Source organism: Streptomyces sp. NBC_00691 (assembly GCF_036226665.1).
Lineage (GTDB): Bacteria > Actinomycetota > Actinomycetes > Streptomycetales > Streptomycetaceae > Streptomyces.
The window spans coordinates 4,301,879-4,313,898 of the sequence record NZ_CP109007.1 but is presented as its reverse complement, the minus strand read 5'-3'; the positions used below and the strand labels follow the sequence as shown (position 1 = coordinate 4,313,898).

Here is a 12,020-nt window from a genome sequence, read left to right as displayed (position 1 = left end):
GGGGCGAGACCCGGCTCAGTTCCGGTCCACTCCGAGGGCGATCAGCAGCCGGCCCGGCTCGGGGCCGGGTCCCGCCCTGCCCCGGACACAGCGCGCGCGGGGGTCGGTGCGGAGGTCGGCCGCGTACGGCAGGAGTACGGCTCCGCCGGCGTCCGGCGCGGCGAGGGGGGCGGCGGCCGTCTGCGCGGGGAGGTGGACGTCGAAGGACCACGCTTCCCCCGACCGCTCGCAACCGTGCGGCAGCGCGGGGGCCGAGACGACGGCCGCGGAGCCGGAGGGCGGCAGCAGGTGCCCGTGGGAGCCGTGGCAGACGCTGACGAGGAGGGCGAGGAGCGCGAGCAGGACGAGCACGGCGGGCGCCCGCCGGCGTACGTCAGTCACGCGTTCGTCACTCATGGTGCGCGTGACACTACGGTGGGGCAGCGCGGCGCACAAAGTGACAGGCGCGGTTTTGGCCACCGTTTACTTCCGGCGGCGCGAACCACCGATCGCTTCCGGCGGCGCGAACCACCGATCGCCTGCGGCGGCGGGGCGCTTCGGGCAAGACACCGCTAGAGGTTCCGCTCCGCGTAGATCTCCATGGCGTCCCGGACGAGGACCGCGGTGCCCTCACCGTGCCGGTCGTAGTTCACGGTGAAGCGCGGGTCGTCGACGTACATGCGGCCGAGACCGATCACGTACTCCTTGGTCGGGGTCGTGGTGGTGGAGAGCCACGCGACCTGGCGCCGCGCGATCTCCTGCACCGCGTCGCTGTCGGCGGCGAGACCGTCCTGGAGCGCCCGGGCGAAGTCGCGGGCGATGCCGGCCTGCTCGTCCATGAACGCCTTCTTCCGCGCCGGGGTGAGCGAGCGCCACCAGCGGTCGCCGCTCTCGTAGGCGTCGCGGCCCCAGCGCTCGGTGACCTCCGCCTCGTACACCGTGTGGTCGAAACCGTCGAACACTTCGTCGGCCATGAGTTCTTCTCCGTTCTCGGTCTTGTGCAGAGTGGTCCGCACCGAGGCGATCTGCCGTCCGATGCGCTCGCGCTCCTGCTCCAGGAGCGCGAGATGGGTGCGCAGGGCGGCGGACGTGTCCCGCTGCCCCGCGAGGACCTCGGCGATCGCGGGCAACGAGAGCCCCAGCTCGCGCAGCAGCAGGATCCGCTGCAGCCGCACGAGCGCCGCCTGGTCGTAGTACCGGTAACCGTTCGCGCCGATCCGGCTCGGCTCCAGCAGTCCGCGGTCCCCGTAATGCCGGAGGGTGCGACTGGTGGTGCCGGCCTTCTTGGCGATCTCTTGGATCGACCACTCCATACCGAGAACGCTAGATCTTGACGTTGCGTAAAGGTCAAGCACCGACCTGCGGGAGCCGCGCGGGAACGACGAAGGCCCGGATCCAGTGACTGGATCCGGGCCTTCGTTGCTACTGAGTAGCGGGGACAGGATTTGAACCTGCGACCTCTGGGTTATGAGCCCAGCGAGCTACCGAGCTGCTCCACCCCGCGTCGGTAGATACGACTCTACGGCATGACCGGGGCGATCCGGAAATCGGATTCCGTCAGCAGCCGCAGTCGTCCGAGTCCACCGGCGCCGTCAGCGGGTCCGCGGCCTTCTCCGCGGGCCCCTCCCAGGTCTCGTACGCGAAGCCCTCGCGCACCCAGTACTCGAAGCCGCCGAGCATCTCCTTGACCTGGAATCCCAGCTCCGCGAGGGCCAGCGCGGAGCGCGTGGCGCCGTTGCAGCCGGGGCCCCAGCAGTACGTGACGACCGGCACGGACCGGTCGAGCAGCCGCTCGGCCTGCTCCGGGATGAGCGCGGTCGGCAGGTGGACGGCGCCGGGGACGTGCCCCTGGTCCCAGGACGCGGTCGAGCGCGAGTCGATCACCACGAAGCCCGGGTCGGTGCCGTCGGCGGCCGCGGCGGCCAGCACGGAGGCGACGTCGGAGACATCGGCGTGGAAGGCGAGGCTGGCGGAGAAGAACGCGGCAGCGGCTGCGGGAGAGGCCGGCGGGGTCCGGAGTACCGCGTTGACCTGCGAAGTCGTCGTCGTCATGAGGACCAATCTAGGGATCATGATCACCACGTTGAAGGGATGATCCCCGGCGCTGCGAGGCATCGGCCGGGGAATCCCGGGCGTCGGACGCGAGGCGGCGTGGATCTCACGTACCGGAATGCCCGCGGCCGCCGATGCCCCGTCGGAAGGAGGGTGACAGGCGGCGTCACATCGGCCAGGTTTGATCCGTCATGACGACATGACGGGACGCGAACGGGGAGATCGACGAGTGGACCAGAACCGCGAGAACCAGACCGACGGCAAAGACCTGCTGGCCCGCCGCTTCGAGGCGGACCGGGGTCATCTGCGGGCGGTGGCGTACCGGATGCTGGGCTCGCTCAGCGAGGCGGAGGACGCCGTCCAGGAGGCCTGGTTCAAGCTCAACCGCAGCGACATCAGCGCGGTGGAGAACCTGAGCGGCTGGCTGACCACCGTCGTCGGGCGGGTCTGCCTCGACATGCTCCGCTCGCGCGGCTCGCGCCGCGAGGACCCGCTGGAGTACTACGTCCCCGACCCCGTCGTCCGGGTCGCCGGCACGACCGACCCGGAGCACGCGGCCGAGGTGACCGAGTCCGTCGGCCTCGCGCTCCTCGTCGTCCTGGAGACCCTGGGCCCGGCCGAGCGCCTCGCGTTCGTCCTGCACGACATGTTCGCCGTCTCCTTCGACGAGATCGCGCGGATCGTGGACCGCACCCCGGCCGCCACCCGCCAGCTCGCCAGCCGCGCCCGCCGCCGTGTCCAGGACGCCACCCCCGCCCCGGGTCCCGACGCCCGCCGGCAGCGGGAGATCGCCGACGCCTTCCTCGCCGCGTCGCAGGGCGGCGACTTCGAGGGGCTGCTCGCCGTCCTCGACCCGGACGTGGTGCTGCGCGCGGACGGCGGCCGGACGCTCGCGGCCGTCTCCAAGGTCGTACGGGGCGCCGAGGCCGTCATCTCGCAGGCCCTCATGTACGCCAAGTTCCGTCAGGCCTCACTGCCGGTCGTGGTCAACGGGGCGCCGGCGTTCGTCGCGGTCGCCGACGGCCGCCCGACCGTCCTCATGTCCTTCACGATCGCCGGGGACCGGATCGTCGAGCTCCAGGTCCTGGCGGACCCGGAGCGGCTCGCGACACTCGACCTCGCGGAGGAGGACCTGGCCCGCGCGACGTACTGAGGCCCGCGCGACGTACCGAGACAGCGGGCCGAGGTGAGGGATGTCTCCCGGTGCCCGGGTCACTTCCCCCTGGCGGGCACCAAGGAGGCCACGGCCGTCAGGGAGACGGCGGCGCTCGCGACGCCGAGGACGGCGCCCGCGGCGACGTCGCCCGGGTAGTGCACCCCGGTGTGGACGCGGGAGTAGCCGACAGCCATCGCCAGGACCTGCAGGGGCACGGCGACCGGCGGGAAGACGACCCCCACGGCGGTCGCGAAGGCCACCGCCGACGCGGTGTGCCCGGAGGGGAACGACGCCGAGTCCGGCATCGTCACATGGCGCCCCACCACGACCCGGGCCGCCTCCCGGTCCGGCCGCGGCCTGCGGACGAGCCGCTTGCCCAGCAGGTTGGCCGTGGCCGAGGCGACGGCCACGGCCCCGACGCCGGCCAGGGCGGCGCGGCGCGGCCGCCCGGGTACCAGGGCGAGCCCGGCCGCCACGGCGAACGAGATCTTGGAGTGGTTCGCCGCGCGCGACAGCCTGCGGAGGCCCGTGTCGAGGGTGGGCGTGGGCGTGGCGGCCACGGCGGCGTAGACGGCCCCGTCGATCGCGCGGAGGTCCCGGAGGACGGCCCGGACGGAGTTCGTGGCGGGGGCGGGGGTGGGGGTGGTGCCGGTCATGAACCGCTGCTCCTCGAAGTGGGCTGGAAGGCGATTTCGGTGATGCGCCGCCAGTCCAGAGGCGGCTGGGGCTCGATGACGCCGGGCCGGTGCCGCGGCACGAGCACCCGCAGGGCGCGGGGGCGCAGGGTGCAGACGACGGGGGTGGGGAGGGTCAGCGCCTCACCGTCGACCGCGACGGCGATGGTGCCGGGGGCGCCGGGGGCGCGGGTCGGCGCGGGGACGAAGGCCGAGGCGGGAACGGGCACGGGCGCCGCGGCCTTCCCCGTCACCTCGACACGACCGGCCGTCAGGACGTTCAGCCCGGTCGACTGGGTGCCCAGTACGGCCATCTCGGCGGCCTGCGCGGCCCCGTCGACCCGGATGGCGATGACCCCGAGCTCGCCGCCGTCCAGGCGCGGTCTCCGGGCGGCGGCGCTGAACGGATCGGGCGCGGCGTACGGGTTGTTGCTGACGAGGAGGGCCTGCTGGGCGGGGAGCCGGAGACCGTCGGCGGTCGCGTCGAGACGGTCGCCGCCGCCGCCCTGGAGCAGGTCGGGGAGGACCTCGACGGCCGTGCCGGCCTTCGCGTCGCGGTACTCGGGGCGCTGGACGACATCGGCGTACACACCGAAGGAGACGGTGTTGACGAACGGCCGCCCGGACACGGAGCCGAGGTCGACGCGGAGTTCCTCGCCGTCCACGAGGGCGTCCAGGCAGGTCGCCGGGTCGGTGCGGTCCAGGCCCAGGTCGAGGGCGAAGTGGTTGCGCGTTCCGGCGGAGATGACGAGGAACGGCAGGTCGTGCTCGGCGGCCACGGCGGCGACCAGCGCCTGGGTGCCGTCCCCGCCGGCCACCCCGAGCAGGTCGGCGCCGTCGGCGACGGCCTCCTGGGCGAGCGCGGCGACATCGGTCTCGACCGACGGGTCGATGAGGACGACCCGCGCGCCCAGCTTCTCGGCCCGCTCGACGAGACCGAACTGGGCGACCTTCCCGCCCCCGGACTTCGGGTTCATGATCAGCACGGGCCGCTTGGGCCGGGGCCGTCGCTTCGGCCTCGGGCGCTTCGGCGCGCCGTTCGCGTCCCGGATGAGGCGCAGCGCGGCCCGCGCGCAGACCAGCGACACGCTCCACGAGGCGATGGCCCCGAGCGCGGTCAGCCAGGGGCCCCAGACGACGTACAGGACGAGGACGGCGATCGGCGCGGCGACGGCGAGCAGCGCGCCGGCCACCCGCAGCGGGCCGCGATGGGCGAGGAACCACCAGATGCCCACGGCCGAGCAGGCGAGCCCCAGGAGCGCGCCGAGCAGGACCAGCACCCCCGCGCCGCCGAGCCCCGTCAGCAGCAGCACGACCGCCGCCGCGGCGGCGCCGAGCGCCCACCGCGCCAGCGTCCGGGCCTGGCCCATCGGATCACCCGATCTGTTCACCGTCACGGTCCCCACCTCCACGCTCAGCGTCCACGAACCAGGCTCACCCACGGTGCCGCGCGCCGCGTCCCGGGTACGGAAACGCCCCGACCGGTCGAAACCGGTCGGGGCGCGTCTCGGCAGCTCGGAGACCGAAACCCCCGCCTGCCACACGTAGGCCGTGTGGGACTCGAACCCACAACCAACGGATTAAAAGTCCGCTGCTCTGCCAATTGAGCTAACGGCCCGTGGACAAGCACACCCGTGCAGCATAGCCCGAGAGATCCCCCGAACCGATCGGGTATACGCGGACGGCTCGGGACCGTCGCCAGGACATCGCGCGGGACGGGTCCCGAGCCGGTCCCTGGGCACTCGTCAGAAAGCGTCCTGGAGGCCTGCCTCCCGCCGCCGGGCTTCACCCGGATGCCGGAGGTGCCGTCGCCACCCGTTCGACGCAGCGGGGCCCGTACGTCACCGAAGTGTCGTACGGGCCCCGCTCAGCGTGTTACGCCAGGTCAGCCGTTGCGCTTCCAGCGCGGCTTGTCGTCACGGCGGCCGAAGGAGCCACCGGTCGAGCCGGTCGAGCCGGTGCCGCGGTGGTCGTCACGACGGCCGTACGGGCGGTCGCCGCCACCCGGGCGGAAGCCGCCGGCCGGACGGTCGTCACGACGGTCGCGGTTGAACGGACGGTCGCTGCCACGGTGGCCGGCGGCCGGACGGTCGTCACGGCGCTCGAAGGAACGGCCGCCGCGGTCGTCACGGTTGAAGCCACCCGAGGGGCGGTCGTCACGACGGAAGCCACCACGGTCGCCGCCGCGGTCGTCGCGGTTGAAACCACCCGACGGGCGGTCGTCACGACGGAAACCGCCGGACGGACGGTCGTTGTCACGGCGCTCGAAGGAACGGCCGCCGCGGTCGTCGCGGTTGAAGCCGCCCGACGGGCGGTCGTCACGACGGAAGCCACCGGACGGACGGTCGTTGTCGCGGCGGAAACCACCACGGTCGCCACCACGGTCGTCGCGGTTGAAACCACCCGACGGGCGGTCGTCACGACGGAAGCCACCGGACGGACGGTCGTTGTCGCGGCGGAAACCACCACGGTCGCCACCACGGTCACCGCCGCGGAAGCCACCACGGTCGCCGCCGCGGTCGTCACGGTTGAAGCCACCGCGGTCGCCACCACGGTTGTCACGGCGCTCGTAGTTGCCCCGCTCGTCGCGGGCCGGACGCTCCTCGCGACGCTGCTCCTCGGCCCGAGCGGCACGCTCGGCCTCCGCGGCGGCGGCGGCGATCTCGGCCTCGGCGGCCTCGGCCACCTCGGCCACAGCGGCCTCCGGGTCCTCGCCACGCTCACGGGCGGCGCGGGCCACCAGGCGGTCGGCCTCCTCGCGGAGCTCGACGGCGCGGCGCTGCAGGCGCTCCAGCTGCTTGGTCAGGTCGACGACCTCGCGCTCGGCCTGCTTGGCCGAGTTGTTCGCCGAGTCGGCCTGGACCTCGGTGAGCGAACGGGCGCCGGTGATCTCGGCGACCTCGGGGTCGAACGCGCCGGCTCCGCCGACGATGTGGCGCGAGGCGTCGACGCCCGCGTCCTCCATCAGACGGAAGATCTGGCGGCGCTGGTGCGGCAGGGCCAGGGAGACCACGACACCGGAGCGGCCGGCGCGGGCGGTACGGCCCGAGCGGTGCAGGTAGTCCTTGTGGTCGCCGGCCGGGTCCACGTTGAGCACGAGGTCGATGCCGTCGACGTGGATGCCTCGGGCGGCGACGTCGGTCGCGACGAGCGCGTTGACGTAGCCCTTCTTGAAGTCCTCGAGGACGCGGGTACGGGCGCCCTGCGTCATGCCGCCGTGCAGGGCGTCGGCCTTGACGCCCGAGTCCTGGAGCTGCTCGGCGATGCGGTCCGCGCCCAGCTGGGTGCGGACGAAGATGATGGTGCGGCCCTTGCGGGCGGCGATGGCGGCGGTGACCGGCGCCTTGTCCTTCGGCTTCACGACGAGGACGTGGTGGGTCATGGTCGTGACGTTGCCCTGGGCGCTGTCGACCTCGTGCGTGACGGGGTCGGTCAGGTAGCGCTTGACCAGGGTGCCGATCTCGTTCTCCATGGTGGCGGAGAAGAGCATGCGCTGGCCGCCGCCGGGGATCTGGTCGAGCAGCTCGGTGACCTCGGGCAGGAAGCCCAGGTCGGCCATCTGGTCGGCCTCGTCGAGGACCGCGATCTTCACGTTCTCGAGGGAGCAGGCGCCGCGGTTGATGATGTCGCGCAGACGGCCCGGGGTGGCGACGAGGACGTCGACACCGCGCTCCAGGGCGTAGATCTGGTTGCCCATGGAGGTACCGCCGCAGACGACCTTCATCTTGAGGCCGAGCACGTCGCCGTAGGGCTGGAGGGCGTCCGCGACCTGCATCGCGAGCTCACGGGTCGGCGTGAGGATGATGCCGCGGGGCTTCTTCTTGTCGGTGTGGCCACCGGCGAGACCGGCCAGGAGCGGCAGGCCGAAGGAGAGGGTCTTGCCGGAGCCGGTACGGCCACGGCCCAGGATGTCCTTGCCGGCCAGGGCGTCCGGGATGGTCGCGGCCTGGATCGGGAAGGGGGTGGTGACACCGTTCTGGGCGAGCTTGCGCACCACGCCGTCCGGCAGACCGAGGTCTCCGAAGGTGACGGTGGGCTCGGCGGGCTCCTCGGCGGAGTCGTCGTCGAGGTCGATGTCGATGTCGAGGGCCTCTACGGCCTCGGCGAGGTCGTCGGTGTCGATCTCGACGATCGCGACAGCCTCGGCGGCGTCGACGATCTCGTCGTTCTCGGGCATGACGGCGTGGTCAGAACTGAAAATGGACATGCGAAATGCGAAACCTTCCGGAGTCTCGGCACGCGCCCGTCAACTCCGTGATTTCGCAAACGACCGCCTCAATGCGGTCAGCCACGGCTAGGGAGAGTACGCGCCACGCGGCGCTCTTCTGTGTCGGCGCCGGGCAATGGGATCAAACGATCTACCACCATACGCACCCTCCCCCACCTATGGCAAATCGGACTCCCTCACACCGGTCCGACCTGCGGAGACGCCACCGGCTCCGGGGTCGCTCCCGGCCCGTCCGCCGCACGCATCGCACCCATCTGGGTGTCCGGTCCGGGCGCCGGCGGATCGGTCGGGTTGGAGGTCGGCTCCGGCGTCGGCTCGGGAGTCGGCTCCGCCGTCGGTTCGGGCGTCGGCTCGGGAGTCGGCTCCGCCGTCGGCTCCGGCGTGGGCGTGCCCCCGCCGCCCGGTCCGCCGGAGCCTCCGCCGTTCGCCCCGCCGCCGTTCCCGCCGCCGCTGCCGTTCCCGGCGGACCCGCCCGCGCCGCCCGGACCGTCCTGACCGCCCGTCGGCTGCGGCTTCGACGGGCCCGCGGGGCCGCCAGGACCCTCCACCGGCAGCACCGCGCCGGGAGAGGGCTTCGCCGTGCCCGAGGGAGAGCCGCTCGGCACCGGGGACTCCGCACCGGAGCCGGTCACGTCGGGGCCGCCCGCGCCCGGCCGGCCGTTCCACGAACCGGCGTCACCGCCAGACCCGCCGGCCGTACCGCCGCCGGAGTCGGTCGCCACGCCACGCTTCCCCCCGGACGCGCCGGGCGTCGGCTTCGCCCCCTCGTCACTCACACTCATACAGCCGCTCAGGCCGGCGCAGGCCGCGACGGCCAGCGCGGCGGCGGCCCATCTGACACGGGTGGGCAAATGGGGCACGGGGGCACCTCCGGGACACAACGGGCAGGAACGGAACGCGTCGCACTGCCCAACTCCCGTGGCGCCGCAAGGGACACGCCCGAAAGGGCCCGGGCGTGCGCCCGGGGGTCCGCTCAGCCGTAGCCCAGGGCGTGCAGCCGCTCGTCGTCGATGCCGAAGTGGTGGGCGATCTCGTGCACCACCGTGATCTCGGTCTCCGCGACCACGTCCTCGCGCGACTCGCACATCCGCAGCGTCGGCCCCCGGTAGATCGTGATCCGGTCCGGCAGCACACCGGCGTACCACTCACCGCGCTCGGTCAGCGGCGTCCCCTCGTAGAGCCCGAGCAGGTCGGGATCGTCCGGGGCGGGCTCGTCCTCCACGAACACCGCGACGTTGTCCATCAGCCGCGTCAGTTCCGGCGGAATCCGGTCCAGGGCCTCGGCGACCAGTTCTTCGAACTCCTCGCGCGTCATCTCCAGCACGCGCCCATTGTCCCCCCGCCGGAAACCGTTTTGGCGATAGCGCCCGCCATCCCATATGCTTCTCACGTCCCCGACGCGCTGCGAAGCGCCCAGGTGAGCCTCTAGCCCTCATCGTCTAGTGGCCCAGGACGCCGCCCTTTCAAGGCGGTAGCACGGGTTCGAATCCCGTTGGGGGCACGCAGTACCGTGTGCGAGACTAGTGATCGCGCACAAGCTTGGCTCTGTGGAGCAGTTGGTTAGCTCGCCACCCTGTCAAGGTGGAGGTCGCGGGTTCAAGTCCCGTCAGAGTCGCTGAAGCTGGAAACAGCTTCGTGGCTGGGTAGCTCAGTTGGTACGAGCGATCGCCTGAAAAGCGATAGGTCGCCGGTTCGACCCCGGCCCCAGCCACAAACAGAAGGCCCCGTTCGAAAGAACGGGGCCTTCTTCGTGTGTCGGCGCGCGGAGACGCGTACGGGGAGAGGCGGCGGCCTCCCCCCGTACCGTCACACCTCCTCGCGTTCCCCCGAACGGCTCCCCCGCCGCGCCCGCAGCGCGAGCACCAGTGCCACCACGGCCACCACCGCGACGAGGAGCGCCCAGTCCGGGACCGCCCGGCCGAGCGAGGCCACCCGCTGCTCCACCGCGAACGAGTCGTCCACCGACAGCAGGCCCGGCAGCGCGGTCGTCCCGTCGAAGACCAGGAAGAGGGTCCCGAGGGCCACGAAGAACAGGCCCGAGAGCAGCGACGTCGAGTGCACCGTGAGCGGGCCCAGCCGGAGCGGCCGGCCGCGCAGCCAGGACCGCCGCCCCAGCTCGTACCGCTCCCAGAGCAGCGCGAGCACGAACAGCGGAACGGCCATCCCGAGCGCGTACACGGCCAGGAGCAGTCCCCCGTACGCCGGGCTGCCGCTCAGTGCCGCGACCGTCAGGACGCTGCCGAGGATCGGGCCCGCGCAGAAGCCCGCGAGGCCGTAGACCAGGCCGAGGGCGTAGACGGAGAGCGCCGAGGTGGGCCGGATCCGGCCGCTCGCCTCGGCGATCCGCCGGGAGGCGAAGCCCAGGCCGAGGATCTGCAGGACACCGAGGCCGATGATCAGCCAGCCGCCGACGGTGACGAGCAGGTCCCGGTGGCCGTAGAAGAGGCGGCCCGCGAACGAGCCGGCCGCACCGAGCGGGACGAGGGTGGTCGCCAGACCCGCGTAGAGGATGCCGGTCCTGGCCACCAGCTTCGCGCGCGTGTCGATCGAATACGCGAAGAAGGCCGGCAGGAGCAGGGCGCTGCAGGGGCTGAGCAGGGCGAGCAGCCCGCCGAGGAAGGCGGCGAAATAGCCGATGCCGGAGGTCACTGCCCGGCGCCCGGCTTCGCGGTGCCGTGACCCGCCTCCGGCGTTTTCCCCTTCCCCTTGGCCGCGGCCGCCTTCGCCGCCGCCTCGATCGTCTGCGTGAACGTCTCCAGCGGCTGCGCGCCGGCGATCGGCCGGCCGTTGATCAGGAAGGACGGGGTCGAGGTGGCGCCGAGGGAGTAGCCCTGCTCCTGGTCCGCGCTCACGGCCGCGCGGGCCGCCGCCCCCTCGCTGTCCTTCGCGAACCGGGCCGCGTCGGGGACGCCCGCCTCCTCCGCCAGGGCCGCGATCCGGTCCTTGCCGAAGCCCTTCTCCTTCGCGCCCTCCGCGTAGGCCGCCTTGTGGAACTCCCAGAACCGGCCCTGCTGCCCGGCCGCCCAGGACGCGCGGGCGACCGCCTCCGACTCCTCGCCGAAGATCGGGAAGTTCCGCCACTCGATGCGCAGGGTGCCGTTGTCGACGTACTTCCGGACCAGGACCGGCTCGGTGTCCCGGGCGAACTTCCCGCAGTAGCCGCACTTGAAGTCGGCGTACTCGATCAGCACGACGGGCGCGTCGGCGCGACCGAGGGCGAGCTTGTCGGAGGCGTCGCGTCGGGCGTACGCCTCCAGTTCGGCGTAGACGCCGGCCGAGGGGTCGGCGGAGACCTCGGCGACGGAGGAGGAACCGGCGGCGCCGGGAGACGCGGGCCGGGTGGCGGTGTACGAGACGACGCCGAGCAGGACGGCGGCGACGGCCACCCCGGAGACGACGACGATCGGCTTGGACCTGGACATGCGGAAGCGCTCCTGAGGAGAGGGGGGAGATGAGGACGGCGGAGGACGGCCGTCCGTCTAGACCCTCAGGACCGAGAGCTCCACAGGAGACAGGGGTACGCGCGCGGGTGGCTCACGACCCGCCGACACGCCACGGCCCGCCGCGTCCTGTTCCCGGGCCCCGCACGGCGCGCGGTCGGCCGCCAGGGCCGGCAGCAGCTCCGCGAAGGCGTGCGCGCGCGGCGGGACGACGGGACCGGCGGCCCCCTCGTCGACGGGGTGGCCCGGGTCGCAGCCGGGTACGGCGGCGCCCAGGACGACCGGGGCCGCCCCCGCGGGCGTGACCGTCGTCGCTCCGCACACCAGGAGTCCGAGGACCAGCCCCACGAGCGCGGCGAACGCCGCCGGCACGCGGGTGGTGCGGAACATACGAAACCTCTCCGGTCCGGTCGACGTGCCCGAAATAGTACGCACTCCACCACCCCGCACCCGGACGGCGCCCGGACGACGCCCTTCGCCGGAAGCCGTCG

The 12,020-nt window shown here is 72.9% G+C and carries 12 protein-coding genes and 5 tRNA genes; 4 read left to right on the top strand and 13 right to left on the bottom strand.

Annotated elements, in window-relative coordinates:
• Window positions 1-15: 15 nt before the first annotated feature.
• From OG392_RS19520 to OG392_RS19505, 4 genes are all read right to left on the bottom strand, one after another.
• On the bottom strand, window positions 16-381 hold the full coding sequence (locus tag OG392_RS19520) for a hypothetical protein (protein WP_329281103.1): 366 nt from the start codon (window positions 379-381) through the stop codon (window positions 16-18).
• 170 nt (window positions 382-551) lie between these two features.
• Window positions 552-1,292, bottom strand: coding sequence for a MerR family transcriptional regulator (locus tag OG392_RS19515; RefSeq protein WP_329281101.1), 741 nt, complete (start codon window positions 1,290-1,292; stop codon window positions 552-554).
• 117 nt (window positions 1,293-1,409) lie between these two features.
• Window positions 1,410-1,483 (bottom strand) — tRNA-Met (locus tag OG392_RS19510).
• Between the two features lie 53 nt (window positions 1,484-1,536).
• Entirely contained in the window at window positions 1,537-2,031 is a 495-nt protein-coding gene (locus OG392_RS19505; protein ID WP_329281099.1) for a rhodanese-like domain-containing protein, read from the bottom strand.
• A gap of 199 nt (window positions 2,032-2,230) precedes the next feature.
• Between OG392_RS19505 and sigJ the strand changes: the two genes are divergently transcribed.
• Entirely contained in the window at window positions 2,231-3,184 is a 954-nt protein-coding gene (gene sigJ, locus OG392_RS19500; protein WP_329281097.1) for an RNA polymerase sigma factor SigJ, read from the top strand.
• A 59-nt stretch (window positions 3,185-3,243) separates the two neighbouring features.
• Here the strand turns inward: sigJ and OG392_RS19495 are convergent, their stop codons facing one another.
• The 6 genes from OG392_RS19495 to OG392_RS19470 form a co-directional block, all read right to left on the bottom strand.
• The gene (locus tag OG392_RS19495) at window positions 3,244-3,843 is read right to left on the bottom strand and encodes a phosphatase PAP2 family protein (RefSeq protein ID WP_329281094.1); all 600 of its coding nucleotides are present in this window, start codon (window positions 3,841-3,843) and stop codon (window positions 3,244-3,246) included.
• Window positions 3,840-5,231: a diacylglycerol/lipid kinase family protein gene (locus OG392_RS19490; protein WP_329287362.1), complete on the bottom strand. Its 1,392-nt coding sequence runs from the start codon at window positions 5,229-5,231 to the stop codon at window positions 3,840-3,842. Before OG392_RS19490 ends, OG392_RS19495 begins: the two co-directional genes overlap by 4 nt.
• A 175-nt stretch (window positions 5,232-5,406) precedes the next feature.
• A tRNA-Lys gene (locus OG392_RS19485) sits at window positions 5,407-5,479 on the bottom strand.
• A gap of 267 nt (window positions 5,480-5,746) precedes the next feature.
• The gene (locus OG392_RS19480) at window positions 5,747-8,068 is read right to left on the bottom strand and encodes a DEAD/DEAH box helicase (protein ID WP_329281091.1); all 2,322 of its coding nucleotides are present in this window, start codon (window positions 8,066-8,068) and stop codon (window positions 5,747-5,749) included.
• A 197-nt stretch (window positions 8,069-8,265) separates the two neighbouring features.
• Window positions 8,266-8,811 carry a hypothetical protein gene (locus OG392_RS19475; RefSeq protein ID WP_329281088.1) on the bottom strand — a complete coding sequence of 182 codons (546 nt, stop codon included), beginning with the start codon at window positions 8,809-8,811 and terminating at the stop codon, window positions 8,266-8,268.
• Window positions 8,812-9,062: 251 nt separating this feature from the next.
• The gene (locus tag OG392_RS19470) at window positions 9,063-9,413 is read right to left on the bottom strand and encodes a metallopeptidase family protein (RefSeq protein ID WP_187622110.1); all 351 of its coding nucleotides are present in this window, start codon (window positions 9,411-9,413) and stop codon (window positions 9,063-9,065) included.
• Window positions 9,414-9,517: 104 nt separating this feature from the next.
• Between OG392_RS19470 and OG392_RS19465 the strand changes: the two genes are divergently transcribed.
• The 3 genes from OG392_RS19465 to OG392_RS19455 all read left to right on the top strand — a co-directional run bounded on the left by OG392_RS19465 (window position 9,518) and on the right by OG392_RS19455 (window position 9,800).
• Window positions 9,518-9,590, top strand: a tRNA-Glu gene (locus OG392_RS19465).
• Between the two features lie 40 nt (window positions 9,591-9,630).
• Window positions 9,631-9,704: transfer RNA gene (locus OG392_RS19460), tRNA-Asp, on the top strand.
• Between the two features lie 22 nt (window positions 9,705-9,726).
• Window positions 9,727-9,800, top strand: a tRNA-Phe gene (locus OG392_RS19455).
• 95 nt (window positions 9,801-9,895) lie between these two features.
• Here the strand turns inward: OG392_RS19455 and OG392_RS19450 are convergent.
• From OG392_RS19450 to OG392_RS19440, 3 genes are read right to left on the bottom strand one after another with little or no spacing between them, the layout of a single operon-like run.
• Entirely contained in the window at window positions 9,896-10,738 is an 843-nt protein-coding gene (locus OG392_RS19450; RefSeq protein WP_329281085.1) for a cytochrome c biogenesis CcdA family protein, read from the bottom strand.
• The gene (locus OG392_RS19445) at window positions 10,735-11,511 is read right to left on the bottom strand and encodes a DsbA family protein (protein ID WP_329281083.1); all 777 of its coding nucleotides are present in this window, start codon (window positions 11,509-11,511) and stop codon (window positions 10,735-10,737) included. Before OG392_RS19445 ends, OG392_RS19450 begins: the two co-directional genes overlap by 4 nt.
• Window positions 11,512-11,568: 57 nt before the next feature.
• On the bottom strand, window positions 11,569-11,919 hold the full coding sequence (locus tag OG392_RS19440; protein ID WP_329281081.1) for a hypothetical protein: 351 nt from the start codon (window positions 11,917-11,919) through the stop codon (window positions 11,569-11,571).
• Between the last annotated feature and the right edge of the window lie 101 nt (window positions 11,920-12,020).

What these genes read in the sequence shown, in the direction of transcription:
- OG392_RS19480 (WP_329281091.1), bottom strand. Translation starts at nt 8,068, where the DNA reads ATGTCCATTTTCAGTTCTGACCACGCCGTCATGCCCGAGAACGACGAG.
- OG392_RS19440 (WP_329281081.1), bottom strand. Translation starts at nt 11,919, where the DNA reads ATGTTCCGCACCACCCGCGTGCCGGCGGCGTTCGCCGCGCTCGTGGGG.
- OG392_RS19515 (WP_329281101.1), bottom strand. Translation starts at nt 1,292, where the DNA reads ATGGAGTGGTCGATCCAAGAGATCGCCAAGAAGGCCGGCACCACCAGT.
- sigJ (WP_329281097.1), top strand. Translation starts at nt 2,231, where the DNA reads ATGACGGGACGCGAACGGGGAGATCGACGAGTGGACCAGAACCGCGAG.
- OG392_RS19490 (WP_329287362.1), bottom strand. Translation starts at nt 5,231, where the DNA reads ATGGGCCAGGCCCGGACGCTGGCGCGGTGGGCGCTCGGCGCCGCCGCG.
- OG392_RS19505 (WP_329281099.1), bottom strand. Translation starts at nt 2,031, where the DNA reads ATGACGACGACGACTTCGCAGGTCAACGCGGTACTCCGGACCCCGCCG.
- OG392_RS19495 (WP_329281094.1), bottom strand. Translation starts at nt 3,843, where the DNA reads ATGACCGGCACCACCCCCACCCCCGCCCCCGCCACGAACTCCGTCCGG.
- OG392_RS19445 (WP_329281083.1), bottom strand. Translation starts at nt 11,511, where the DNA reads ATGTCCAGGTCCAAGCCGATCGTCGTCGTCTCCGGGGTGGCCGTCGCC.